Source organism: Methylosinus sp. PW1 (assembly GCF_000745215.1).
In the GTDB taxonomy this organism is placed as follows: Bacteria; Pseudomonadota; Alphaproteobacteria; order Rhizobiales; family Beijerinckiaceae; genus Methylosinus.
This window is the reverse complement of sequence record NZ_JQNK01000009.1, coordinates 2,262,756-2,286,824: the sequence shown is the minus strand read 5'-3', so window position 1 is coordinate 2,286,824 and position 24,069 is coordinate 2,262,756. Positions and strand designations below refer to the sequence as shown.

General features: G+C 66.2%; 29 protein-coding genes and 1 pseudogene. 15 read left to right on the top strand and 15 right to left on the bottom strand.

Going from position 1 to position 24,069, the window contains the following annotated elements; genetic code table 11:
• Positions 1-7 precede the first annotated feature (7 nt).
• Entirely contained in the window at positions 8-808 is an 801-nt protein-coding gene (locus K369_RS20445) for an enoyl-CoA hydratase-related protein (protein ID WP_036293749.1), read from the top strand.
• On the opposite strand, the gene K369_RS20440 is transcribed toward K369_RS20445, so the two are convergent.
• Positions 784-1,278, bottom strand: coding sequence for a hypothetical protein (locus K369_RS20440; protein WP_036293747.1), 495 nt, complete (start codon positions 1,276-1,278; stop codon positions 784-786). The genes K369_RS20445 and K369_RS20440 overlap by 25 nt on opposite strands.
• A 139-nt stretch (positions 1,279-1,417) precedes the next feature.
• On the opposite strand from K369_RS20440, the gene K369_RS20435 reads away from it, so the two are divergent.
• Both K369_RS20435 and K369_RS20430 read left to right on the top strand, forming a co-directional pair.
• Positions 1,418-2,125: an SOS response-associated peptidase gene (locus K369_RS20435; protein ID WP_036293745.1), complete on the top strand. Its 708-nt coding sequence runs from the start codon at positions 1,418-1,420 to the stop codon at positions 2,123-2,125.
• A gap of 114 nt (positions 2,126-2,239) precedes the next feature.
• A complete protein-coding gene (locus tag K369_RS20430; protein ID WP_036293743.1) occupies positions 2,240-3,184 on the top strand; it encodes a peptidoglycan-binding domain-containing protein in 945 nt (314 codons plus the stop codon).
• Between the two features lie 58 nt (positions 3,185-3,242).
• On the opposite strand, the pseudogene K369_RS25735 reads toward K369_RS20430, so the two are convergent.
• A pseudogene (locus K369_RS25735) lies at positions 3,243-3,711 on the bottom strand (inorganic phosphate transporter); the annotation flags it as partial.
• A gap of 144 nt (positions 3,712-3,855) precedes the next feature.
• On the opposite strand from K369_RS25735, the gene K369_RS20425 reads away from it, so the two are divergent.
• Complete coding sequence (locus K369_RS20425) at positions 3,856-4,089, top strand: hypothetical protein (RefSeq protein WP_036296046.1); 234 nt, start codon at positions 3,856-3,858, stop codon at positions 4,087-4,089.
• An 86-nt stretch (positions 4,090-4,175) separates the two neighbouring features.
• Here K369_RS20425 and K369_RS20420 read toward each other — a convergent pair whose 3' ends face one another.
• The 5 genes from K369_RS20420 to K369_RS20400 form a co-directional block, all read right to left on the bottom strand.
• Positions 4,176-5,480, bottom strand: a complete 1,305-nt coding sequence (locus tag K369_RS20420) for a UDP-glucose/GDP-mannose dehydrogenase family protein (protein WP_036293742.1) — start codon at positions 5,478-5,480, stop codon at positions 4,176-4,178.
• Positions 5,481-5,594: 114 nt separating this feature from the next.
• Positions 5,595-7,874, bottom strand: coding sequence for an NADP-dependent malic enzyme (locus tag K369_RS20415; RefSeq protein ID WP_036293740.1), 2,280 nt, complete (start codon positions 7,872-7,874; stop codon positions 5,595-5,597).
• A gap of 140 nt (positions 7,875-8,014) precedes the next feature.
• Positions 8,015-8,575 carry a LemA family protein gene (locus K369_RS20410; RefSeq protein ID WP_036293738.1) on the bottom strand — a complete coding sequence of 187 codons (561 nt, stop codon included), beginning with the start codon at positions 8,573-8,575 and terminating at the stop codon, positions 8,015-8,017.
• Between the two features lie 129 nt (positions 8,576-8,704).
• Positions 8,705-9,124, bottom strand: a complete 420-nt coding sequence (locus tag K369_RS20405) for a hypothetical protein (RefSeq protein WP_036293736.1) — start codon at positions 9,122-9,124, stop codon at positions 8,705-8,707.
• Positions 9,121-9,813 carry a hypothetical protein gene (locus K369_RS20400; protein ID WP_245278255.1) on the bottom strand — a complete coding sequence of 231 codons (693 nt, stop codon included), beginning with the start codon at positions 9,811-9,813 and terminating at the stop codon, positions 9,121-9,123. The genes K369_RS20405 and K369_RS20400 overlap by 4 nt, the downstream gene beginning before the upstream one ends.
• Positions 9,814-10,023: 210 nt before the next feature.
• On the opposite strand from K369_RS20400, the gene def reads away from it, so the two are divergent.
• The 4 genes from def to K369_RS20380 all read left to right on the top strand — a co-directional run bounded on the left by def (position 10,024) and on the right by K369_RS20380 (position 13,824).
• Positions 10,024-10,569 (top strand): peptide deformylase, encoded by a 546-nt coding sequence (gene def, locus K369_RS20395; protein WP_018267226.1) that lies wholly within the window; start codon positions 10,024-10,026, stop codon positions 10,567-10,569.
• Between the two features lie 7 nt (positions 10,570-10,576).
• On the top strand, positions 10,577-11,506 hold the full coding sequence (gene fmt, locus K369_RS20390; RefSeq protein ID WP_036293732.1) for a methionyl-tRNA formyltransferase: 930 nt from the start codon (positions 10,577-10,579) through the stop codon (positions 11,504-11,506).
• 206 nt (positions 11,507-11,712) lie between these two features.
• Entirely contained in the window at positions 11,713-12,432 is a 720-nt protein-coding gene (truA, locus tag K369_RS20385; protein WP_036296040.1) for a tRNA pseudouridine(38-40) synthase TruA, read from the top strand.
• Between the two features lie 216 nt (positions 12,433-12,648).
• Positions 12,649-13,824, top strand: a complete 1,176-nt coding sequence (locus K369_RS20380) for an IS4 family transposase (protein WP_036289774.1) — start codon at positions 12,649-12,651, stop codon at positions 13,822-13,824.
• A gap of 61 nt (positions 13,825-13,885) precedes the next feature.
• On the opposite strand, the gene K369_RS20375 is transcribed toward K369_RS20380, so the two are convergent.
• Positions 13,886-14,200 (bottom strand): hypothetical protein, encoded by a 315-nt coding sequence (locus tag K369_RS20375; protein WP_018267229.1) that lies wholly within the window; start codon positions 14,198-14,200, stop codon positions 13,886-13,888.
• 282 nt (positions 14,201-14,482) lie between these two features.
• On the opposite strand from K369_RS20375, the gene K369_RS27290 reads away from it, so the two are divergent.
• Positions 14,483-14,650: a hypothetical protein gene (locus K369_RS27290; RefSeq protein WP_198033169.1), complete on the top strand. Its 168-nt coding sequence runs from the start codon at positions 14,483-14,485 to the stop codon at positions 14,648-14,650.
• A gap of 10 nt (positions 14,651-14,660) precedes the next feature.
• On the opposite strand, the gene K369_RS20370 is transcribed toward K369_RS27290, so the two are convergent.
• Positions 14,661-15,884: a GNAT family N-acetyltransferase gene (locus K369_RS20370; protein WP_036296038.1), complete on the bottom strand. Its 1,224-nt coding sequence runs from the start codon at positions 15,882-15,884 to the stop codon at positions 14,661-14,663.
• Positions 15,885-16,030: 146 nt separating this feature from the next.
• On the opposite strand from K369_RS20370, the gene K369_RS20365 reads away from it, so the two are divergent.
• Positions 16,031-16,270: a zinc ribbon domain-containing protein gene (locus K369_RS20365; RefSeq protein ID WP_018267233.1), complete on the top strand. Its 240-nt coding sequence runs from the start codon at positions 16,031-16,033 to the stop codon at positions 16,268-16,270.
• Between the two features lie 28 nt (positions 16,271-16,298).
• On the opposite strand, the gene K369_RS20360 is transcribed toward K369_RS20365, so the two are convergent.
• Entirely contained in the window at positions 16,299-16,643 is a 345-nt protein-coding gene (locus tag K369_RS20360; RefSeq protein WP_036293730.1) for a glyoxalase/bleomycin resistance/extradiol dioxygenase family protein, read from the bottom strand.
• Positions 16,624-16,821: a ribbon-helix-helix protein, CopG family gene (locus K369_RS20355; protein WP_036296036.1), complete on the bottom strand. Its 198-nt coding sequence runs from the start codon at positions 16,819-16,821 to the stop codon at positions 16,624-16,626. Before K369_RS20355 ends, K369_RS20360 begins: the two co-directional genes overlap by 20 nt.
• A 130-nt stretch (positions 16,822-16,951) precedes the next feature.
• Between K369_RS20355 and K369_RS20350 the strand changes: the two genes are divergently transcribed.
• Positions 16,952-17,902: a 50S ribosomal protein L11 methyltransferase gene (locus tag K369_RS20350; protein ID WP_036293728.1), complete on the top strand. Its 951-nt coding sequence runs from the start codon at positions 16,952-16,954 to the stop codon at positions 17,900-17,902.
• Between the two features lie 10 nt (positions 17,903-17,912).
• Here the strand turns inward: K369_RS20350 and K369_RS20345 are convergent, their stop codons facing one another.
• The gene (locus K369_RS20345) at positions 17,913-18,200 is read right to left on the bottom strand and encodes a type II toxin-antitoxin system RelE/ParE family toxin (protein ID WP_036293726.1); all 288 of its coding nucleotides are present in this window, start codon (positions 18,198-18,200) and stop codon (positions 17,913-17,915) included.
• On the bottom strand, positions 18,197-18,424 hold the full coding sequence (locus K369_RS20340; protein WP_036293724.1) for a hypothetical protein: 228 nt from the start codon (positions 18,422-18,424) through the stop codon (positions 18,197-18,199). Before K369_RS20340 ends, K369_RS20345 begins: the two co-directional genes overlap by 4 nt.
• A gap of 107 nt (positions 18,425-18,531) precedes the next feature.
• Here K369_RS20340 and K369_RS20335 point away from each other — a divergent pair, with 107 nt between their 5' ends.
• From K369_RS20335 to K369_RS20325, 3 genes are all read left to right on the top strand, one after another.
• The gene (locus K369_RS20335; RefSeq protein WP_036293722.1) at positions 18,532-19,029 is read left to right on the top strand and encodes a GNAT family N-acetyltransferase; all 498 of its coding nucleotides are present in this window, start codon (positions 18,532-18,534) and stop codon (positions 19,027-19,029) included.
• A gap of 44 nt (positions 19,030-19,073) precedes the next feature.
• Complete coding sequence (locus K369_RS20330; protein ID WP_036293720.1) at positions 19,074-20,888, top strand: aminopeptidase P family protein; 1,815 nt, start codon at positions 19,074-19,076, stop codon at positions 20,886-20,888.
• A gap of 132 nt (positions 20,889-21,020) precedes the next feature.
• On the top strand, positions 21,021-21,812 hold the full coding sequence (locus K369_RS20325) for an NAD kinase (RefSeq protein WP_018267239.1): 792 nt from the start codon (positions 21,021-21,023) through the stop codon (positions 21,810-21,812).
• 42 nt (positions 21,813-21,854) lie between these two features.
• On the opposite strand, the gene K369_RS20320 is transcribed toward K369_RS20325, so the two are convergent.
• Entirely contained in the window at positions 21,855-23,051 is a 1,197-nt protein-coding gene (locus K369_RS20320; RefSeq protein ID WP_036293718.1) for a DUF2336 domain-containing protein, read from the bottom strand.
• A gap of 118 nt (positions 23,052-23,169) precedes the next feature.
• Between K369_RS20320 and K369_RS20315 the strand changes: the two genes are divergently transcribed.
• Positions 23,170-23,883, top strand: a complete 714-nt coding sequence (locus K369_RS20315; protein ID WP_036296034.1) for an aldolase/citrate lyase family protein — start codon at positions 23,170-23,172, stop codon at positions 23,881-23,883.
• A gap of 21 nt (positions 23,884-23,904) precedes the next feature.
• Here the strand turns inward: K369_RS20315 and K369_RS26695 are convergent, their stop codons facing one another.
• Entirely contained in the window at positions 23,905-24,063 is a 159-nt protein-coding gene (locus K369_RS26695; protein WP_156967996.1) for a hypothetical protein, read from the bottom strand.
• Between the last annotated feature and the right edge of the window lie 6 nt (positions 24,064-24,069).

The window sequence follows — 24,069 nt, the reverse complement described above, 5'->3', positions numbered from 1 at the left end:
GACGCTCATGAAAAATCGCGAGCTCGATCGGGAGATCCGCATCCATCGCGACGGCCCGCTGCTGCGGATCGTCCTCGACCGGCCGGCCAAGCGCAACGCGCTCGACAAGTCCATGTACGAGGCGATGATCTCCGCTTTCGCCAAGGCCGACGCCGAGGAGGAGATTCGCGCCATCGTGCTGTCGAGCGCCGGCGACGATTTCACCGCCGGCAACGACCTCGAGGATTTCCGCCGCCCGCTGGACAATCCGCATGATTTCCCCGCTCTGCGCTTCGTCCGCGCGCTGGCGGCGTTGCAGACGCCGCTCGTCGCCGCCGTGGCGGGCGACGCCATCGGCGTCGGCGTGACAATGCTGTTCCATTGCGATCTCGTCTACGCCTCGCATGGCGCGCGCTTCAAAATGCCTTTCGTCGATCTCGGCGTCATCCCGGAGGCGGCCTCGACGCTGCTGGTCCCGCAGCGCATCGGCCTCGTCAAGGCGACGGAGTTCCTGCTGCTCTGCGACAGCTTCGGGGCGAGCGAGGCGCTGCGCCTCGGCGTCGTCAATGCGGTCGCCGGCTTCGACGAGGTGGAGGAGATGGCGGTGGGCGCGGCGCGCCGGCTGGCGGCCAAGCCGCGCGCGGCGCTGGCGGCGACGCGGCGCCTGCTGCGGGGCGATACGGCGGCCGTGGCCGCCCGGATCGAGGAGGAGGCCGCCCTATTCGCGGCGGCGCTGACGATGCGGGAGACGCGCGCGCGGCTCGAAGCGTTTTTCGCCGGCGCCCCGGCCAGCGATCCGCTCGGTCAGTCGTCGGACAATCTGGCGTAGTTCACCAGCCGCGACGCCTTGTAGAGAATGGCGCGCATCTTCTCGCCCGCGCGCGCGCAGGTTCCGGCGAGGCGGTCGATATTCTGCGGCGAGCCGGTGCGATATTGCAGGCGCACGGAGGCGACGGCGGCGACGGCGATGGTGTCGAGCTCGGCCACATAGGCCTCGAAGCGGCGCTTGAAATCCGGGCTCACCCTGTCATAGGCGGCGAGCGCCGAGTGACGTCCAGGAAGCTGCGAGCGCTCGAAATACTCCTTATAAGTCACCGGCCGCCAAGCCAGCAGATCGTCGATCAGCTCCGGCATGTGCGGCAGCTGCTCGAGCATCATGACGAGCTCGTTGAACAGGTTGAGATAGTCGTTGGCCAGACCGGACACCGGGCTGATCAGCGGCTTGGTGGATGAAAAAGGATTCGGCGCCCGACTGCCGTCGACTTGATCGAGCGTTGCGAATTGCGCGTCAGCGGTCATAGGAAATCCCGATATGCTGGGATCCAATATGGGCTCCAATTGATAAGAATCTCTTTCCGCCTTCCCGCTGCGATTCCGGGAAGACGCGGGATTTCCGGCATTTCGCAGCGCAGCGAGAGTGGGAGAATCGAGGAGAGCCATGTGCGGCCGCTACGCCATCACTCTGCCGCCGCAGGCGGTGCGCGACTATTTCGGCTATGTCGATCAGCCGAATTTTCCGCCGCGCTACAATATCGCGCCGACGCAGCCCGTCCCCATCGTGCGGCAGGAGCGCGATCCGCGCGGCGGCGAGGCGCGGCGCTTTCAGCTGGTGCGCTGGGGCTTTCTGCCGGGCTTCGTGAAGGATCCGGCGAGCTTCCCGCTCATCTTCAACGCCCGCGCCGAGAGCGCGCCGGAGAAGCCCAGCTTTCGCGCCGCGATGCGGCGGCGGCGCTGCCTCTTCATCGCCGACGCCTATTACGAATGGCGCCGCGATGGCGCGAAGAGCCGGGCGCGGGCGAGCCGGCCCTATCTCTTCCGCCACGCCGATGGGACGCCGCTGGCGCTCGCCGGCCTCTATGAGACATGGATCGGCAGCGACGGCAGCGAGATCGACACCGCCTGCATCCTCACCGTCTCCGCCAATGGCGCGACGGTCGCCATTCACGATCGCATGCCGGCGATATTGACGCCGAAGGATTTCGATCTCTGGCTCGGCCTCGACGAATATGCGGCCGAGGCGGCCTGGCGCCTGCTGGCGCCCGCGCCGGTGGATGCGCTCGAATTCTTCGAGATCGGCCCGGAGGTCAATAAAGCCTCCAATGACGCGCCCTCGATTCAATATAGGCGCGCCGATCTCCTCTCCTGAGCGAGGCGGGGATGCGGCGCGGGGAAGAAAAACGCCTTGGCGGCTCTGCGGCCGGTGATATGAATCCCGGTCGTCGCCTGTTTCGACATGAGAATTTCTCGAAGGGAGTTTGGTATGCGCATAGGCATGCGCGCCGCATTCGCGGCGCTCGGAATCATTCTGGCCTCATCTGTCGGCTCGGCCAGCCTCGCCGGCCCCTATAATCCGGTCGCGCAGGCCGCGCAGTCGAAGCTCGCCGCGCAAGGCTATGATCCGGGCGTGCTGGATGGCGTCGCCGGGACGAAGACGGCCGCCGCAATCTCCGCCTTCCAGCAGAAGTCCGGCCTGCCGCAGAGCGGCGCGCTCGACGCCGCGACGCTCGACAAGCTCGGGATCGGCGTCTCGACGACCAAGGCGGTCGCCGATTGGATCGCCGTTCCGACGCAGGAGGAGATCGACAAGCTCGTTTCGGCCAAGAATGATCCGGCCCAGCCCTACAGCAATTATCTGCCCAACGCCCCGGCGGCCGGCCTGTCGCTGCCCGGCGCGGCCATTCTCGCGGCGATGAACCAGAGCGCCGATGTCTATGGCAGCCGCCGCGCGGGCGAGCCCAAGCATACGGATCAGGGCTATCAATATACGGCCGATTGCCTGAAGACGAATTACGCGCCGACCAATTGGTCGGACATAACCATCCACTATTATTGCCAAATGTCGAAGCCGCGCGCCTGCTATACTTATGCGCTCTCCGGCAAATCCACGCCCGCGGGGGTCAAATATCAGCGTCCGGCGGCTTATCGCGGCTGCGCGGCGGGCAAATTGAAAGAGGCCGCCGATTTCGTCGCCTTCGTGCCGAAGACGCAGCCTCTGGTCTTTCAATATGTGATGTTCGGCCAGACGCACGCTTTCGATCACGAGCAGGAGCAGGCGATCATCAACGCCTTCTACGGCGTGAAAAATCCCGCCGACAAGGCCGAATGCGCCGCCAAGCGCCCGCGCCGCACCGAGGACCCGACCGACGGCACGCATTGCCTCGTGAGCAAGATCATGTCGCCGCGCCTCGCCGGCAAGGGCGATTGAGCAGGAAGCAAAAATTAAGAGAGAGGGGCCGCGAAGACCCCTCTCTTTTTTTGCCGCGTCACATCACCTGACGCAGCACGAAGTAGCGCGAAGCCGACAGCACTATGGCCGCGGGAAGCGTGAGCGCCCAGGCCATCAGCAGCTTCTGGATCGTCGCCTCTGCACGCCGGCGCCATTGGCGGCCATCGTGCCGGCGACGCCGGAGGACAGCACATGCGTCGTCGAGACCGGCAGGCCATACATGTCGGCGGCGGCGACCAGCTCGGCCGAGACGCCCTGGCCATAGGTCAGATGCTGCTTGCCGATCTTCTCGCCGACGGTGCGACGATGCGCTTCCAGCCGATCATCGCGCCGAGCCCGAGCGCGATGGCGACGGCGATCTTCACCCAGAGCGGGATGAATTTCGTCGCCTTATCGATCTGATCCTTATACTCCTTCAACACTTTCTTGTCGGAGCCGATCAGTTCCGCGGCCTTGTCCTTGGCGAGGAAGCGCAGCAGAAATTCTTCGCCGCGGGCCGATCCGACGATGCGTTCGTTCTCTCGCGGCGGTTCTGTTAAAAGAACATTCTATTTGACATAACGAACAAATCGCAAGAGCCTATAGGCTCACGAAGCGATGCGATGCGCGCCCGGAAGGGGCCGCTCGCCGCGGAGAAGGAGGCCGAAAATATGTCCGACGCCTATATCATCGAGCTCGGCGAGGAAGCTGTCGGCGTGATCGCCCGCGACGCCAAGGGCTATCGCTTCTATGCGGCGAAACAGTCGTTCCGCCCGTTGGAGGGGCGTCTGTTCCAATCGGCGGAAAATGCGCGCAGCGCGGCGCTGGAGCTGCGGCGCGAGGCGCCGCCGCGTTTCTCCGCGCTCACCTCGCTCGGCCTCGTCGCGGAGCAGGGGCGCGGCTGAGCGGCCCTTCGGATCGTTTTACGCGGCGGCCCCGCATTCCCGGCCGGGCTCATGCCCGCCGGGAATGACGGCGCTTCTTTTATTCCCTACGCCCGACCGACGCTCAGATAGGTGAATCCGCGTTTGCGAATGTCGGCGGCCCGGTAGATGTTGCGCAGATCGACGATCACCGGCGTCTTCAGCAGCGTCTTGACGCGATCGAGATCGAGCGCGCGGAATGCGTCCCATTCGGTGACGATGACCAGCGCATCGGCGCCTTCCGCCGTCTGATAGGGATCCTCGCAGAAGGTCACTTCCGGCATCAGCGGCTTCGCCTGGCTCATGCTCTCGGGATCGTAGGCATAGACCTTGGCGCCGTCGCCGGCGAGCGAGGCCACTATGGCGAGCGAAGGCGCGTCGCGCATATCGTCGGTGTTGGGCTTGAAGGCGAGGCCGAGCAGGCCGATCTTCTTGCCGCGCACCGAGCCGCCGAGCGCCGAGATCACCTTGCGGGCCATGGCGCGCTTGCGCGAATCATTGACCGCCACCACCGTCTCGACGATGCGCAGCGGCGCGGCGTAATCCTGCCCCGTCTTCAGCAGGGCGAGCGTGTCCTTGGGGAAGCAGGAGCCGCCATAGCCCGGCCCGGCGTGCAGGAACTTCGAGCCGATGCGATTGTCGAGGCCGATGCCGCGCGCCACCTCCTGCACATCCGCGCCCACGCGCTCGCAGAGATCGGCGATCTCGTTGATGAAGGTGATCTTGGTCGCGAGAAAGGCGTTGGCCGCATATTTTGTGAGCTCGGAGGTGCGGCGGCCGACGAAGACCAGCGGCGGCTGGTTGAGGCTCAGCGGCCGGTAGATTTCCGACATCACCTCGCGGGCGCGCTCGTCCTCGACGCCGATGACGACGCGGTCCGGGCGCTTGAAATCCTCGATCGCCGCGCCCTCGCGCAGAAACTCTGGATTGGAGACGACCGCGAAATCTGCCCTGGGATTGACCTCGCGGATAAGGCGCTCGACCTCGTCGCCCGTGCCGACCGGGACGGTCGATTTGTTGACGATGACGGTGAATTTGTCGAGCGCGCGGCCGATGGTCTCGGCGGCGGCGTAGACATAGGAGAGGTCCGCGTGGCCGTCGCCGCGGCGCGAGGGCGTGCCGACGGCGATGAAGACCGCGTCCGCGCCGCGCACGGCCGGGGTGAGATCGGTGGTGAAGAACAGGCGATTCTGCTTCACATTATTGGCGACGAGCTCGTCGAGGCCGGGCTCGTAGATCGGAATCTCGCCGCGCAGCAGCCGCTCGATCTTCGAGGCGTCGCTGTCGACGCAGGTCACGACATGGCCGAAATCGGCGAAGCAGGCGCCGGAAACGAGGCCGACATAGCCCGATCCGATCATTGTGATGTTCATCGTCTCTCGTCTTTCGCTCGGTCCAAAGGACTGTCACTGCAACGCAATTATTTCGTCGCCATGACAAAAACGTTTTTTGGCGCGGCCGCCGCGCCCGGTCGGGGAGGCGCCGCCCTAACCCCCGACCCCGAAAGCCGCCAGAGCGGCCATATTGACGATATCGGCGTCGGTCGCGCCCAATTGAACGATTTGGATCGGCTTGTCGAGCCCGACGATCAGCGGACCCAGCACTGTCGCCCCGCCCAGCTCCTGCAGCATTTTGGTGGAGATGGAGGCGGAGTGAAAGGCCGGCATTATCAATACATTGGCGGTGTCGCTGAGACGCGAGAACGGGTAGGCCGCCATGGCGTGACGGCTGAGGGCGACATCGGCCGCCATCTCGCCCTCATATTCGAAGTCCACCCGCCGCGAGTCGAGCACGCGCACCGACTCGTGCATGCGGGCCGTGCGCTCGCCCGGCGGATAGCCGAAAGTGGAGAAGGCGAGCATGGCGACGCGCGGCTCGAGGCCAATGCGCCGCGCCACCCCCGCCGCCTCTATCGCTATATCGGCGAGATCGGCGGCCTCCGGCATTTCGGTGATCGCCGTGTCGGCGACGACGACGATGCGCCCATGCGCCAGCACCAGAGAGGCGCCGATGAGCCTGTGCCCCGGCTTCTGATCGACGACATGGCGCACATCCTCCAGCGCATTGGAGAAATTGCGGGTGACGCCCGTCACCATGGCGTCGGCGTCGCCCTGCGCCACCATGGCCGCGGCGAAATGATTGCGGTCGGTGTTGATGAGCCGCTGACAGTCGCGGAACAGAAAACCCTTGCGCTGCAGGCGCTCGAACAGAAATTGCGCATAGACGCCATTGCGCGAGGAGAGCTTGGCGTTATGCACCTCTATGTGATCGCCGAGCTCGAGACCGGCGTTGCGCGCGGTCTGCGCGACGCGATCCTCGCGGCCGACGAGTATGGCGCGCCCCAATCCCTGCGTGACGAAGGAGAGCGCCGCGCGAATGACCTGCTCCTCCTCGCCCTCGGCGAAGACGACGCGCTTGGGATCGCGCCGCACGCGATCATAGATCGTGTGCATCAGCCCGGCGATCGGATCGCGCCGCGCGGAGAGCTCGGCGCGATAGGCGTTCATATCGACGATCGGATGGCGCGCGACGCCCGAATCCATCGCCGCTTTGGCGACGGCCGGCGACACGATGGAGATGAGGCGCGGATCGAATGGCGCGGGGATGAGATAGTCGCGGCCGAAGCGCGGCCGCGCGCCCTGATAGGCGTTGGCCACCTCGTCCGGCACATCCTCGCGCGCCAGCTCGGCGAGCGCCTTCGCCGCGGCGATCTTCATCTCCATGTTGATCGTCTTGGCGCGCACGTCGAGCGCGCCGCGGAAAATGTAGGGAAAGCCCAGAACATTGTTGATCTGGTTCGGATAGTCGGAGCGTCCCGTGGCGACGATGGCGTCCGGCCGCGCGGCCAGCGCCTCCTCCGGCGTGATCTCGGGATCGGGATTGGCCATGGCGAAGATGACCGGATCAGCGGCCATGCTCTTCAGCATGTCGGGCGTCAGCGCGCCTTTCACCGAAAGGCCGAGGAAAATGTCGGCGCCATCCAGCGCCTCGGCCAGCGTGCGCGCGTCAGTGTCCACCGCATGCGCACTCTTCCATTGATTCATGCCTTCGGAGCGGCCGCGATAGACGACGCCCTTGGTGTCGCAGAGCGTGACATTCTGCGGCGCGAATCCTATCGCCTTGGCGAGATCGAGACAGGCGATGCCCGCGGCGCCCGCGCCATTGCAGACGAGACGCGTGTTCTTGATGTCGCGGCCGGTGAGATGCAGCGCGTTCAAGAGGCCCGCGCTGGAGATGATCGCGGTGCCGTGCTGATCGTCGTGAAAGACGGGAATGTCCATCAATTCGCGCAGGCGCTCCTCGATGATGAAGCATTCCGGCGCCTTGATGTCCTCGAGATTTATGCCGCCGAAGGAGGGGCCGAGATAGCGCACGGCGGCGATGAAGGCCTCCACCTCCTGCGTGTCGATCTCGAGGTCGATGGAGTCGATATCGGCGAAACGCTTGAACAGCGTCGCCTTGCCTTCCATCACCGGCTTGGCCGCCAGCGCGCCGAGATTGCCGAGGCCGAGGATGGCCGTGCCATTGGTGATGACGGCGACCAGATTGCCCTTGACGGTATAGTCATAGGCGAGGGAGGGATTTTCCGCGATGGCCAGCACGGGCGCGGCGACGCCCGGCGAATAGGCGAGCGAGAGATCGCGCTGCGTCGCCATGGGCTTGGTGGGCACGACGGCGATTTTGCCGGGCCGCCCGCGGGAATGGTAGAGCAGGGCCTCCTTGTCGGTGAAGACCGGACGTTCGCGCTTCGGAGGCTTATCCGCCATTTTTCCCCCTCTCGTTCCGAATCATCGGACTGCCGGCGGCAGTTAGCAAGAGGTTTGCGACGACAATATGCCGAAGCTCCGGGCGGCGGCCCGAGGCCCCTCGCCCGGCGGGGCGGAACCGCCGGGCGAGGAGGCGCGCCCTAGAACTGCACCTTGGGGGTTTCCTGGACGGCCTTGCGCTCGCCCTCCTCCAGATTGAAGAACTCCTGCGGGACAAAGCCGAAAGACGCCGCATACAAGGCCGCGGGAACGCTCTCGCGTGCGGCGTTGTATTCGGCCGCGGCGTTGTTGAAGAAGCGCCGCGACGCCGCGATCTTGTTCTCGACGTCCGACAGCTCGCTCTGCAGCTGCTGGAAATTCTGATTGGCCTTCAGATCGGGATAATTCTCGGCCAAGGCGAACAGCCGGCCGAGCACGCCATTGAGCGCGCTCTCGGCGGCGGCCTGCGCCTGCGGGCCATTGGCGGCCACCGCCTTGTTGCGGGCCGCGACGACCTCCTCGAGCGTGCCGCGCTCATGGGCGGCGTAGCCCTTCACCGTCTCCACCAGATTGGGGATGAGATCGTGCCGCTGCTTCAGCTGCACATCTATGTCCGAGAAAGCCTGGCGGCAGCGCTGGCGCAGCGTCACCAGGCCGTTATAGGAGCCGATGAGCCAGAGGCCGGCGAGAACCAATACGCCGAGAAGAACGAGAGCGGTCATTTGGGGCTCCTTGGATCTTCCTGCCGCACGCCAGCGGCGGAATGCGCCGAGTCGTATCCGGCTTTCGCGACCCGCGAAAGTGCGCGGGCGCACAATGGAGCGAGACCGGGCGCCGATCTGCCGGAAGCCTCATAGAGGCAAAGATCGAAGCCTGACGTTCTTGCCGATCGGAATCTCATGCATCGAAGGCGGCGCGATCAATTTTGTGACCGCCTCGATTTCAGGCCATTTCCAGACGATCGTGGCCGCCACCTGATGGAGCGGCGTCTTCTGATATGCGGGCGCGAGAACGAAGCCGTGAAGACCGGCCGAGCGAAGGGCCGCACGTTCGGCGGCGTTTTTCAGGATGCGGCCGTCTCCCGAAACGAACATCCATGCGTCGGGACTTTTCCGCAGATACTCGATCCATTCGCAATCGGAAGCGTGACGGCCATTGGGTAGTCCCGGCGCGTCTTTGATATGGAATGCGCGATGTCCGAATGACGAAACAAAGCCGTCCAAAGTCGAGGCGATGACCGGCGCTGTGCAATTGTCGAACAGCGCCTTCACGCGGCGAGCCGCCGCTCTAGCTCGGCCTCGAACTCGACGGCGCGTCTGATCGATGTCTGGGGAACTTCATACGCCGAGGCGACCGTCTCGACCCCCTCTCGTTTCGCCGCCGCAGCCAAGACTGCAGTCGGCACGCTCGTCGAAGCGTCGATCGGCTGGCCGAAGGACCTTCCCGGATCGACGACGATGCTCGTACGACGCCCGGCCGGCCACCATTGGAAAGGCGCCCCTTTGTCATCGAAATCGACCGACTTCAGCAATGGCTCGATGATCTGCTCGAACTCGTATTGACGTCGGAAAAGGTTCAGCAGACCTTCGCGCTCTTCGCCATGCTCACCTGTTTCGGCGACGCGCAGAAAAATGTCTCGACCGTCGGTCCGAAATCGATCGGTCGACAGCGGCCGCTCATCGCCGATGATCTCGCGCGCGATCTGGATCGCCGCGCGCACGCGTCGGGACGAGACTCCGCAACGGATGAACTTGTCGGCGATTCGCGCTTCCATGAGATCGCGAAATCCCAAATAGACATGGCCATTGTCGAGGTCGATTTGCGATTTCCAAAGCGGAGCATATTCATGCTCGCCGACGTGATGGCCGCGCAGCCACCGCGCCAGCTTTCCGGGAGCGATCGCGAGGAGCCTGCCCGCCTCCGCCGGGGTGTACAACCCCACGCCTATGAGATTTTCCATGAGCGCCTCCTGCGCCGTCATAGATTCAGCGCGATGGCGCGCTGTCAACAAAATCCTCGGCCAGTGCGCCGCCCGATCGCGCTTACATTGCGGAGCGAAGCGGAATATAATCTGCGACAAAGCCGCGCCGGCGTCCATTTGACGGAGACGGGGCGCATCCCTATTTCGAGCGAGAAACCCTCGACCGCGAGACCCTCAGGCGCGACAGCAATGGCCATTCGTCCCATCATCACCCTGCCCGATCCGCGGCTGCGGCTCGTCTCCGAGCCGGTCGCGACCTTCGACGGCGAGCTTCAGCAGCTTCTCGACGATATGCTCGAGACCATGTACGAGGCCCCCGGCGTGGGCTTGGCGGCGATCCAGATCGCCGTGCCCAAGCGCATCGTGGTCGCCGACGCGACGCGCGGCGACGAGCCGAAGAATCCGATGTTCTTCATCAATCCCGAGATCGTCTGGGTCTCCGAGGAGCTGTTCGTCTATCAGGAGGGCTGCCTCTCGGTCCCCGATTATTTCGAGGATGTGCAGCGCCCGGCGCGCGTGCGCGTGCGCTATCTCGACCGCACCGGCGCGACGCAGGAGATCGAGGCCGACGGACTGCTCGCCACCGTGCTCCAGCACGAGATCGACCATCTCGAGGGCGGGCTGTTCATCGACCATCTCTCCCGGCTGAAGCGCGAGCGCGTGGTGAAGAAATTCGCCAAGGCAGCCGCGCGCGCCGCTCCGCCCGCTCCCGTCGCCGACAAGGTCGAGGCGTAACGCCCCAATGCGCGTCGTCTTCATGGGCACGCCCGATTTCGCCGCGCCTCTGCTCCAGAAAATCGTCGCCGACGGCCATGAGGTCGCGGCCGTCTACACGCGCGCGCCGGCCCCGGCCGGCCGCGGCATGGAGCTGAAGCTCTCGCCCGTCCATCGTCTGGCCGAGACGCTCTCCATCCCCGTCTTCACGCCCAAGAGCTTCAAGAACGCCGAGACGATCGGCGCCTTCGCCGATCTCGACGCAGATGTCGCCGTGGTCGCCGCCTATGGGCTCATTCTGCCGCAGGCGGCGCTGGACGCGCCGCGTTTCGGCTGCCTCAATCTGCATGGCTCGCTGCTGCCGCGCTGGCGCGGCGCGGCGCCGATCCAGCGCGCGGTAATGGCCGGCGACGCCGAGACGGGCGTGATGGTGATGAAGATGGAGGCCGGGCTCGACACCGGCCCGGTCGCCGCGACGGCGCGCGTCACAATCGGCGAGGATATGACGACGGGCGAGCTGCACGACGCCCTCGCCGCCGCCGGCGCCGAGCTGATGGTCAAATCGCTACGCGATCTCTCCCAGGGCGGCCTCTCCTTCACGCCGCAGGCGCAAGGCGGCGTGACTTACGCGCAAAAGATCGACAAGAGCGAGAGCCGCATCGATTGGCGGCGCCCCGCGCAGGAGATTCACAATCTCGTGCGCGGGCTCTCGCCCTTTCCCGGCGCCTTCTTCGAGAGCGATCTCGGCCATGGCGTCGAGCGCGTGAAAGTGCTGCGCACAAAGCTGGAGACGGGCGCGGGCGCGCCCGGCGCGGCGCTCGACGACAAGGGCCTCATCGCCTGCGGCGAGGGCGCCGTTCGGCTGATCGAGGCGCAGCGCGGCGGCAAGGCGCCCATGGCCATTGCGGAATTTCTGCGCGGCCGCCCGCTCGCGCCGGGCATGACTCTGGCGACGTAACCGCGATGGCGACTTCTCAGAAGGCGGCCGCCCCACCCCCTGGAGGCGATAGCCCTGCCCCTGGAGGGGGGAGGTCGATCGCCGCAGGCGAGCGGGAGGGGGTGACGCCCCGGGACTTGGGCGCGACCCCACCCCGGACGGCTGCGCCGTCCGACCCTCCCCCTGAAGGGGAGGGTGGGCGCGCCGCCTTCCGCTACGCTCTCACCATCGAATATGACGGCTCGCCCTTCGTCGGCTGGCAGCGGCAGGAGAATGGCGTCTCCGTGCAGCAGCGGCTCGAGGAGGCGGTTTCGGCGCTGGAAGCAGGCAAGCGGCGCGTGCTGCATGGCGCCGGGCGCACCGACGCCGGCGTGCACGCGCTGGGGCAGGTCGGCCATGTCGATCTCTCGCGCGAGTGGCGCGAGGATCGCCTGCGCGACGCGCTCAACGCGCATTTGCGGCCGTCGCCCATCGCCGTGCTGGAGACGCGCCGCGTCGCGCCGACATTCGAGGCGCGCTTCTCGGCCATTCAGCGGCATTATCGCTATGTGATCGACAATCGCCGCGCGCCGCTGACGCTGCAGCTCGGCCGCGCCTGGCATGTGAAGCGCCCGCTGAACGCGCAGGCCATGCATGAGGCCGCGCAGGCGCTGGTCGGCCGGCATGATTTCACGACATTTCGCTCGACCGAGTGTCAGGCCAACTCGCCGGTGCGGACGCTGGAGAAGCTCGACGTGCGGCGCATGGGCGACGTCATAGAGATCGGCGCCTCGGCGAGGTCGTTCCTGCACAATCAGGTGCGCTCGCTGGCCGGCTCGCTGGAGCATGTCGGCTCCGGCAGATGGAGCGCCGACGATCTGCGCGCGGCGCTCGAGGCGAAGGATAGGACCCGCTGCGGTCAGGTCGCCCCGCCGCATGGGCTCTATCTCGTCGCCGTCGATTATTGAGGCTGCGACGCCCCCTCCCTCACCCTCCCCCGCTTCGCGGGAGAGGAGATGGCGGGCGTTACGCGAACTCTCGATGACACGCGGAAACTGCTCCCTCTCCCGCAAAGCGCACGGCTGTCCGGGGAATGAGTCGATAGGTCGCGGGCGCATGCCCGGCTTTCCCGAGAGTTTCGGGGTACTTTCTGGTTGTCGAGACTCAGAAAGAAAGAGCCGGACATGCGCCTCGAGAATAGCGTCTTCGTCGAGCTTCTCAAACCGATCGATCGTCGCAGCTTCCAGAAGATCGTGGATCGTCACGGCGGCGACGCCTACGACAAATCCTTCAGGAGCTGGAGCCATCTGGTGGCGCTGATCTTCGCGCAGCTGGGCGCGGTCGTCAGCCTGCGCGCCCTCGTCGCCGCCTTCAACGCCGAGGCCAATGGGCATTATCACCTGGGCGTCGGGCGTTTCGCGCGCTCGACGCTCGCCGAAGCCAGCGCCCGCCGGCCCGTCGCCGTCTTCGCCGATCTCTTCGCTCTGCTCGCCGCGACGCTCGACCGCAAGACGCGGCGCGAGGGAGCCGAGATGCTCCGCCTCATCGACTCGACCCCCATCCCTTTGAGCAAGTTCCATGCGTTCGCCCGCTCCAACGGCCGCATCCACGGGCTCAAAATGCATGTCGCCTATGATCGCGGGGCCGACCGTCCCTATCGCGTCGAGGTGACGCTCGCCAATGTCAATGATGTCACCATCGGCAAGAAGACGCCGATCGAGGCGGGCGCCACCTATGTCTTCGACAAGGGCTATTATGATTTCAAATGGTGGAAGGGCATTCACGACGCCGGGGCGCTCTTCGTCACGCGGCCAAAGACCAACACGCGCTTGAAGGTCGTCGCCGAACGGCCGCTCGATAAGACCCGCGGCGACGGCTTCACCGTGCTCGCGGACAGCGAGGTCGCGCTGGCCAGCAAGGGCGATTCCAAGCTGCGGATGCGCCTGCGCCGCATCCGCATCGAGCGCGACGCGGCGAGCCGGACGAAATCGCCGATCATCGAGGTGATCACCAACGACATGACCCGCGATGCGGTGGAGATCGCCGCGCTCTACAAGGCGCGCTGGGCGATCGAGCTGCTGTTCCGCTGGCTGAAGCAGCATCTCTCGATCCGCAAGTTCTTGGGCAAGAACGAGAACGCCATCAAGCTTCAGCTGCTGGCGGCGATGATCGCCTTCCTGCTGCTGCGCATCGCCGCGCACAGCCACGGCGTCACTCTGCCGCCGCTGCGCTTCGCCGAGCTGGCTGGCCGCTTCCTGTTCGCGCGCCGGCCCGTCGCATCGATCGACGAGCCGCCGCCCAAATATCGCGTGCCGAGCCGGTGGAAGTCCGACTGCCAGATCGAGATGATCTATGCCTGAGTTTCCCCGGACAGCCGTGCGCAAAGCGGGGGAGGGTCGGGGAGGGGGCCGCCTCTCCGGCTTACTCGATACCCGCCTCGCGATTGCGCATGTTGATGGCGTTGCGGAGTTGCTCGTTGATCGCGACCGGATCGGTCGGCGAGGGCTTGGCCTGCAGCAGCGCGCCGCGCACCAGGGACGCCTCCTCGGCCGTCAGCACCACAGGGCCGGCCATGAAGGCGGCGTTGGGCAGCGTGTGCAGGATCCTCAAGCGATTGGGATGGTCCTTGACCTCGACGACGCGATCGGCGACCGGCTTGCCGTCCACACAGACATAAGGACCGATGACTTCGACTTTGTGGCCATCGTCGGTATTTCTGATGAAAGTCGTTTGCATTGTCGTCGCCACTCGTGCTGGATTGAACTCGCGCAAAATGGCAGCAAGTTTCGTGCCGGCTAACGCCTGCGCCGGGTCAGCCGCGCCAACGCCGCGCTGACCAGCCCTCCGAAACAAAGGGCTGCCGCGAGCTCCGCCAAAAGCATGCCGAATCCAAAGGCGAGCGGCATTTCTCCGCTGTCCGGCGCGGGCGGCGGGAAGTAGAACCAAAGACAGAGCCATTCCCGACGAGCGCGAGGAAGAGGCAGAAACCGACATAGAGCCGCAAGAGCGAGCCCCGCTATGACCGAGGAAGGAAAGAAGCGCCGCCAGCCGCCACCGCCGCCCAAGAAGAACGCCGCGGCGCTGGCCGCCGCGCTGAGGGCCAATCTGCGCCGACGCAAGGCGGCCGCGCAATCGCCGAGCGAAGGGGAAAAGGGAGAAACGGCGAAAACCCCGCCCGCGGACTGATCAGACGACTTCAGGCTTCGGAGCCGCCCTCTTCCTCGCGGCGGAAGGGCAGGCTCGCCTCATAATCGGCGATCGCCTCGTCCACGGCCACTTTCTCGCGCGAGAGAAACTCGACCACCGCGGTCCGCAGCCGCGCGTCGGCGAAATCATGCGCCGAATGGGTGGCGACGGGCCGATAGCCGCGCGCCAGCTTGTGCTCGCCCTGGGCGCCGGCCTCCACGCGCTTATAGCCGTGGCGAATGGCGTATTCGATCGCCTGATAATAGCAGACCTCGAAATGCAGAAAGGGCCGCTCCTCCAGCGCGCCCCAATTACGGCCGTAAATGGCGTCGTCGCCGAGAAAATTGATCGCCCCCGCGATGTAATGCCCCTCGCGCCGCGCCATCACCAGGAGGATGCGGTCCGCCATGGTCTCGCCGATGCGATCGAAGAAATCGCGCGTCAGATAGGGCCGTCCCCATTTGCGCGCGCCCGTGTCCATATAGAAGGCGTAGAATTTCTCCCAATGCGCGGGCTCTATGTCCGCGCCGGTCAGAAGATCGATCGAGACGTCGTCGCCCAGCGCGTCGCGGCGCTCGCGCTTGATCGTCTTGCGCTTGCGCGAGGAGAGCGCGGCGAGGAAATCGTCGAACTCCCGGTAGCCTTCGTTGAAGAAATGGAACTGCTCGCCGGCGCGCGGCGCGAAGCCCTCGGCCGCCAGCGCGCCGACCTCGCCCTCTGTCGCGAAGGTGACATGGATGGAGGAGGCCTCCGCCGCCTGGCGCAGCGCGCGCAGCGCATGGATCAGGCCCGGCAGCGCGCCCTCCGGCGCATCGCGGGCGATGAGCAGCCGCCGCCCCGTCGCCGGGGTGAAGGGAACCGCGACCTGCACCTTGGGATAATAATGTCCGCCGGCGTTCTCATAGGCCTGAGCCCAGCCGAAATCGAAGACATATTCCCCCATGCTGTGCATCTTCACATAGGAGGGCGCGGCCGCGACGAGGCGGCCCTCGGCGTCTTCCAATATCGTGTAGAGCGGCGTCCAGCCGCTGCGTCCGCCGACCGATTTGGAGCGCTCCAGCGCCAGCAGAAAGGCGCTGGAGATAAAAGGATTGTGCCGCTCGCCGCCGGCCTCCTCGGCGGTGAGGCCGGGCGGATTGGCGAGCGCGTCCCAGGCCGCGGCGTCGATCTGCTCGAGCGTTGGGATGAAACGGGCCGTCAGACGAGCCGAGGACGTCCTTTGATCTGAGCACATGGCGCCCGCGGTTTTGAAAGAGAGCTGCACACTCTACGCAAAGCGAAAGACGTTCCAATCGGCTTTTTGCTCGCGCGGCGCCGGCACGGTTATTGCTTCAAAATTAGGCGCCTGTGTGCCGACGAGAGGAATGGACGAGGAAACGAATGCCGCTCTACTCCTATGAATGCCAAGATTGCCATGCGGAGTTCGAACTGCTGGTCAGCGCTTCGGACACGCCCGTCTGCCCGTCCTGCGGAAGCGAGAAATTGCAGCAGCAGGTCGCCAAAATCTGCGTCGAGATCAAATATCCCGCCATCGCCAAATCCTGGCGCAAGGCGGCCGCCGCCGAGGGCGAGCTGTCCAATTTCAGCAAGAAGGAAATTCAAGCGAAGCCGAAGAGCTGACGCGCCTTCGGCTCTTTCGCTCGCGGCGTCAGCGTTTGGCTGGCGCCTGCAGGCTCCATATCCGCCCGTCGGGATCGCGGATGGTCATTTCCCGCGTTCCCCAATGCGTATCCGCAAAGGGCGAGACGATGTCGATCGACGGGTCGAGGCGAAACGCCGCCTCGTCGGCGACATTCAGGACCAGACGCGTCTGCGGCGTCTCGCTCTCGGGAACTTCCGCAATGAAGAGATAAGGTCCGGCGCCGTTGCGGAGCTGGCCGGAGTTGTGATCCGTCTCGAACTCCAGCGCGTAGCCGAGAGACTGGAAGAATTTCGCCGCTTTGCCCCAATTGTGGGTGGTCAGGAAAATGGCTTCAACGCCCTTTGTCGTCATCTCGGCTCTCCTCCTTTGGTGATTGGGCGGGTTGCTCGCACGCGTCGAGATAGGCGCGCAGCGCGGCGGCGACCAAGGCCGAGAGGGATTGCTCCGTCTCGATGGCATGGTGCTTGACCCGCCGGATCAACCCCAGCGGCAAATACACGTTGAACTGCTTGACCTCGTCATCCGCCATGATTGCTAGCATACTAGCATTCTAGCGAATGTCGAGCCCTGATCGCAGCGCTCGCCGACTTCTCGCACCTTGGCGGACCTAGGCGGACAGAGCCGGATGACGCCGCGGCGTGGGCGTGCTAAGCGCGCGCATGCTCGAAGGACTTCCCCCCAATGGCGCCAGCCACGGCCTGCGCCTCGTCTGCGACCAAACATCCGCGCGCGCCATCGCCGATCTCGTGGTCGAGACTTTCGACCCGGCCGAGACCGCGGCCACGGCTTTCGAGGAGCCGGATGAAAAAAGCTGGGCCGTCGAAGTCTATTTCGGCGATCCGCCCGACGAAGCGCAGATTCGCGCGCTGATCGAGGTGGCCGCCGGCGCGGAGGCCGCCGCCGCCGCGCAATTTTTCGAGATTTCGCAGAAGGATTGGGTGGGCGCTTCGCTCGAAGGGCTGCGGCCGGTGCGCGCCGGACGATTCCTGGTCCATGGCTCGCATGATCGCGGCCGCGTCGGCGCGAGCGACATCGGCATTGAGATAGAGGCGGCGCTGGCCTTCGGCACCGGCCATCACGGCACCACGCTCGGCTGCCTGCTGACGCTGGCGGAAATCTGCAAGCAGCGACGCCCGCAGAATGTGCTGGATGTCGGGACCGGCACCGGCGTGCTCGCCATCGCCGCCGCGCGCCTGCTGCGACAGCCCATCGCCTGCGGCGATATCGATCCTGTGGCGGTGGAGACGGCGGGCGTCAACGCGCGCTTCAACGGCGTCGGCGATCTGGTGCGGCCGGTCGTCGCCGTGGGCGTGCGCCATCCAGCGCTGGCGCCGGACCGTTATGACCTGATCTTCGCCAATATTCTCGCCAAGCCGCTGCGCCTGCTCGCGCCCAAGATCGCCGCCGTCGCCGCGCCGGGGGCCGAGCTCGTGCTCTCCGGCCTGCTGGCGCGCGATGTGCCGGGCGTGCTCTCCGCCTATCGCGCGCAGGGCTTTTCGCTGGCGAAGCGCCGCGACATAGACGGCTGGGCGACCCTGCTGCTGCGCAGCGGCGGCGCCGCGCCCCGGCCCGATTGGCGACTGCCCGACGACGAAGACGACGAGGACTGAAGGAAGGGCGTCATTTCGGCATGGAGCGTGGATCGCGCGCGCCATGCCGAACGCCATGGACAATGATTTCTGTCGCGGTCACCTGATAGAAAATCAAATAAGGATAAGGATATACGACGATACGCCTGAGGCCGAGTCGGCTGGTGGCCACTCCGACATTCGGATGACTTACGACTGCCTCGAGCACGTTATGAATGCGGCGCTTGACGCGATGCGCGCCTTCCGGCGAACGCCCGTCGATATAGGCGAGAACGCGCTCGAGCTCGGCTGCGGCGCGAAGCGTGAAACGCAGCTTCACAGCCCGTGCTTCGCCCAAATGGCCCGGATTTGCTCCTCAGTGGCGAATTCGCCGCGCTCCGCCTCGGCGAAAGATTCGTCGAAGGAGGCCTCTTCTTCCGCGGTCAGTCGAATGAGACCGGGCTCGCCCCCGGTGAGCGCCATGATGACGCGCGCGAGATCGTCCTGCATCGCCGCCGGCAGAGTGCGCGCCGCCGCGACGGCCTCGTCGAGAAGTTTGGTCATAAAAGTTATTCTAGCGCGAGGCGTGAGGCGCAGGAAGCGGCTTCGATTCCCAAATCGGCGCGCGCCTTGCTACGCGACACGGAACGAAAGAGGATGCGACCGCGATCATGGCGCTGACGATCCGACGGCTCACGACCGCCGACGCCGCCGAGTTCCATGCTCTGCGGCAGGAGGGGTTTCGCCTGCACGAGCGGGAGTTTCGCTTCGCGCCGGAGGATGAGGCGCATCTCACGCTCGAGAATGTCGCGGCGCGGCTGGCGCATGATTTCGTCGTCGGCGCTTTCGAGGGCGAAACGCTGCAAGGCGTCGCCGGTCTCGCGGGCTTCGCCGGCGCCAAGACGAAGCACAAGGCGCTGCTCTGGGGCATGTATCTGCGCGAGCGCCACAGAGGCGCGGGCGGCGCCGACGCGCTGATGGCCGCGCTGCTGGAACATGCGCGCGCGACATATGAGATCGTCACGCTGACCGTGATGCGCAACAATGAAAGAGCGCTGCGTTTCTACGCGCGTTGGGGATTTACGATCTATGGCGTCGAGCCGGCGTCCGTGAAGACGGCGAATGGCGCCTATCTCGATGAAGCGCTGATGGCGTTGCGGCTCGCATGAGATGCGATATTGCCGCAGAGCGGGGAAGGGCATAGGTTCGAGACATGTTCGAGAGCAGATTCCAGAGCTTTGCCGACGACGCCTGCGGGCAGGACAGCGCGGAGCGCCTCGCGGCCCTGCGCGCCGAGCTCGCGCGCCTAGAGATCGACGGCTTCATCGCCCCGCGCGCCGATGAGCATCAGAACGAATATGTGCCGAAATCGGCGGAGCGCCTCGCCTGGCTCACCGGCTTCACCGGCTCGGCCGGCGTCGTCGTCGTGCTCGCCGACAAAGCCGCGCTGTTCGTCGACGGACGCTACACGCTGCAGGCGCCCGAGCAGGTGGATACGAAACGCGTCGCCGTTCTCGACATCGCCAAGACGGCGCCTTCGCGCTGGCTCGCCGAGACGGCGAAGAAGGGCGCGCGCATCGGCTATGATCCTTGGGTGCATACGCCCGCGCAGATCGAGCGCTACGCCAAGGCGCTGGAGAGCAAGGGCGTCACGCTGGTCCCGCTCGAGCGCAACCCGATCGACGCTGTTTGGACCGACCGGCCGGAGCCGCCGCAAGGCGCGATCTCGCTCTATCCGCCGCGGCTCGCCGGCGTCGCCGCCAAGACGAAGATCGCGCGCGTGCGCAAGGCGCTGGGCGAAGCGGATGCGCTGCTCGTCTCCGATCCGCATGCGCTCGCCTGGCTGTTCAATCTGCGCGGCGCCGATGTCGCCTATACGCCGATCGCGCTGGCCTTCGCCGTCCTTCCCAAGGAAGGCAAGCCGCTGCTCTATGTCGATCCCGCCAAGCTCTCGGCCAAGACGAGAAGCAGCCTCGAAGGACTCGTCGATATCTATGAGGCGGCGGAGATCGTCGAGGATCTCGCCGACGCCGGCGCGCGCGGCTTGACGATCTTGTTCGACGGGGCGACCGCGCCGGCGAAGCTCGTCGAGCTCTTCCGCGCCAAGGGCGGCGAGCCCAAGCTCGGCGACGATCCGATCGCGCTGCTCAAAGCGATCAAGAACGACATAGAGCTCGAGGGCGCGCGCGCCGCGCATTTGCGCGACGGCGTGGCGCTGACGCGCTTTCTCGCCTGGTTCGCGGAGACGGCGCCCAAAGGCAAGCTCACGGAAATCTCCGCCGCTCAGGCGCTCGAGACCTTCCGTCGCGAGAGCGGCGAGCTGCGCGATCTCTCCTTCCCCACCATCTCCGCCTTCGGCCCGCACGCCGCCATTCCGCATTATCGCGTGACTGAGGCGAGCGATCTGCGCATCTCGCGCGGCTGCTATCTTGTCGATTCCGGCGCGCAATATCTCGACGGCACCACGGATGTGACGCGCACCATCGGCGTCGGCCGGCCATCGCGGCAATTGCGCGAGCATTTCACCCGCGTGCTGCAGGGCCATATCGGCGTCGCCCGCGCGGTGTTTCCCGCGGGCGTCAGCGGCGCGCAGCTCGACGCTTTCGCGCGCCGCAGCCTGTGGGAGGCGGGGCTCGATTTCGACCATGGCACGGGCCATGGCGTCGGCGCCTATCTCTCCGTCCACGAGGGGCCGCAACGTATCTCCAAGCTCGGGACGACGCCCTTGCAGCCGGGCATGATCCTCTCCGACGAGCCGGGCTATTATCGCGCCGGCGAATATGGCATTCGCCTCGAGAATCTGATCGTCGTCGAGACGCGAGAGATCGAAGGCGCCGAGCGCGAGATGCTCGGCTTCGAGACGCTCACCCTCGCGCCTTTCGATCTCGCCCTCGTCGATCCGAAGCTTTTGAGCGTCGAGGAGACGCGCTGGCTCAACGCCTATCATGCCCGCGTGCGCGCAGAATTGTCGCCGCATCTCGACGCCAAGACGCGCAAATGGCTGACGCAAGCGACGCGCAAGCTCTGACGCGAAGGTCGCGCCGCGCGTTCACGCGAGCCTGCGGCGCGGCGTCGCCTCCCGTTTCCTTCCGTCTTCGCCGGGTGTATGGAGTTCGGCCTTCGCCGCCGCCAGCGCGGCCCCGCCGAGCCAGGTCCACCCATGTCCGAGTCCGGCGAAACGCCGAACAATCACAAGCATCTCGCCTTTCTCTCCTCCGGCACGCCGGAGGCCGATGAGGCGCGGGCGCGGCTCGTCGCCAAATATGGCGAGGTTCCGCCGGAGGAGGCCGATTGCATCGTCGCGCTCGGCGGCGACGGCTTGATGCTGCGCACGCTGCATCGCTTCATGGGCGCCGGCAAGCCGATCTACGGAATGAACCGCGGCTCCGTCGGCTTTCTGATGAATGAATATCGCGAGAGCGGGCTGCGCAAGCGCATCGCCGAATCCAAGCCCTCCATCATCCATCCGCTGCTGATGCGCGCCACCAACACGCATGGCGACGAATTCGCGGCCCATGCGATCAACGAGGTCTCGCTGCTGCGCCAGAGCTCGCAGATCGCCAAGCTGCGCATATTGGTGAATGGCAAGGAGCGCCTGCCCGAGCTCATCACCGACGGCGTGCTGGTGGCGACGCCGGCCGGCTCCACCGCCTACAACCTTTCCGCCAACGGTCCCATATTGCCGCTGGACGCGCCTTTGATGGCGCTGACGCCGATCTCCGCCTTTCGCCCGCGGCGCTGGCGCGGCGCGCTGCTGCCGGACGCCGCCAAGGTGCGGCTCGAGGTGCTGGAGGCGGAGAAGCGCCCGGTCTCCGTCGTCGCCGATCACGACGAGTTCCGCGACGCGCTGCAGGTCGACATCGAGATGGATCACGGCGCCGATCTCATCCTCCTGCACGACGCCGGCCATTCGCTGGAAGAGCGAATATTGCGCGAGCAGTTCGGCTATTGAGACGCAGCGGCGCGTTTTAGAAAAAGCGTCGCCCCGCCGCCCTCACGCCGCGACGAGCAGCTGCGCCGCCAGCGCCGCCATGTCGACGAGCGGCGGCGTCGTCAGAGCGGCGGCCGCCTCGCGCGCGTCCTCGCGCAGCGCCTCGGCCTCGAAACGGCGCAGCAGCGCCATCAGCCGATCCAGCTCGCCGGAATTGACGTGATCGCAAGATGTCAGCACGCGCTGCACCATCGCCAACGACAGACGCGCGCCGGAAGGAGCGCCCGCGTAACCAAAGGCGCGCTGCGCCTCCAGCGCGGCGCGATAGGCCGGCAGGAGATTGGCCGGCATTCCGGCCCGCGCATAGAGCGCCGCGAAGCCGGCGCCGTCGTAATCGCGCGTCAGTCCGGCGACCTTCTCCTCGTCCACGCCGGACAATTCGGCGAGCGTCGCCTCGAACAGCGCGCGATTGCCGGAGAGCAGCGCGCGCAGAGCGAGGCTCGGCGTCAGCCGCGCCTTGCGGCGCAAATGGCCGACCAGCATGCGCACGCCTCTGCGGCCCTCGCCCTCGCCCACCGTGGCGGCGATGACGACATTGGCCTTGTCGCGCGCCTCCTGCATGATGCGGCGGGTGCGCTCGGGCGACAGCCAATCGCGATCCAGCACGAAGGAGGCGAGGCTCGCCGCCGTCGCCTCGACGAGATCGACGCGCACCGCCGGCGGCAGAAAGGGCCGGCCGAGCAGCGCCTCGCGCAGCTGCGCGTCATCGCCGAAACGCTCGATCATGCGGCGCATGGCGAATGCGGGCAGCTCGGCGCCGGGATTGACCGCGAGCGAGATCAACGCCTCGCAAGCGCCGATCTCGGCGATGGCCGAGGCGAGGCCGGTGGGCACATGGGCGCGCAGAGCGATGGCGCTCTGCGAGAAGACGTCGCCGATCGCGGCGCAATCGATGAGCTCGCTCTCCGTCAGCAGCGGCGAGCGCGACAGCACCATGGCGGCGATGTCCGATTGATCATTGGCGAGCGCGGAAATGATGGAATGCGGAGCATTGGGCGCGCTGGCGAAGGCCTTGGCCAGCGCCCGGCGCACCAGCGGAGAGGGATCGTCCAGCAGAGCGGCGAGCGCCGTCTCCGCCTCGCGCTTCATCGCGGCGTCGAGATCGCTCACCAGATAGGCGCGCGCCAGGGCGGCAGCGCCTTCCACTCTGAGGGCGGTCGGCGCGGTTTGCGCCCATTGCAGAAAATTTCTTACGATCATCGGCGCTCTGGGCTCCGCCCTATGTGCTCGACCGGACTTGACGCGATCATGGGCAGAATCGCGACTTATGGTAAATGCCCGCTTAAGATCACGGCGGCGAATGGCGGAAGCAGCGAAGATGCGGTCCTTTCTTCTCATCGCCCCACGCGAGGAGGCCTTTTCCGCCGCTCTCGCCAGCGGCGCGGATGCGCTGGCGTTCGATCTCGGCGATTCCGCGGACCCTGCCCGTGAGTCGATGCGGCGGCGGGCGGCCGCGCTCATCGCGCATCCGCGCCCGCCGGGGCTGCGCGTCTATGCGTTGATCGCGCCACTCGCCGGAGCCGCCATAGACGCCGATCTCGCGGCGATCGTCGCAGCGGGGGCGGACGGCGTCTTTCTTCCGCAGGCCTGCGGCGGAGCGAGCGTGCAGCATCTTTCCGCCAAGCTCGCCGTGGCGGAGGCCGAATGCGGCCGGGCCGACGGCGCCACGCGCATCATCGCCCTCGCGACGCAGACGCCCGCCGCCCTATTCGCGCTTTCGCGCTATGGCGGCGCCTCCTCCCGCCTCGAGGCGCTGGCCTTCGATACGGAGCCGCTGCGTCGCGCGCTCGGAGCTACGTCCGACGGCGCCGCCGGACCCTCGGCCATCGCCCGCTCTCTGCTGCTGCTGGGCGCCGCCGCAGCCGGCGTCGCGGCGATCGATGCGCCTTTCGCCGATCTTGCCGATGCGGCCGGCCTCGCCGCCGAATGCCGCGCCGCCCGGCGAGACGGATTCGCCGCGAAGCTCGCCCTCGATCTCACACAAATCCCACCGATAAACCAGACTTTCGCCGAGGCCGCGCCTGCGCTATAGAAGGCGGCGCCCGAACGTTCATCACGAGTTCATGAAGGTGAAATCAATCTGAGCCAATTCGGAAAGGGCGGGAACCGGCTTTTCAGCAAATCCTGCTTTTTTCATCAGAGCCCGGGCATTCTCCGTCGCCGCGGCGACGCGCGCCTTGCCCGGACGTTCCCGCGTGAGGCGAGCCGCCATCGCGCG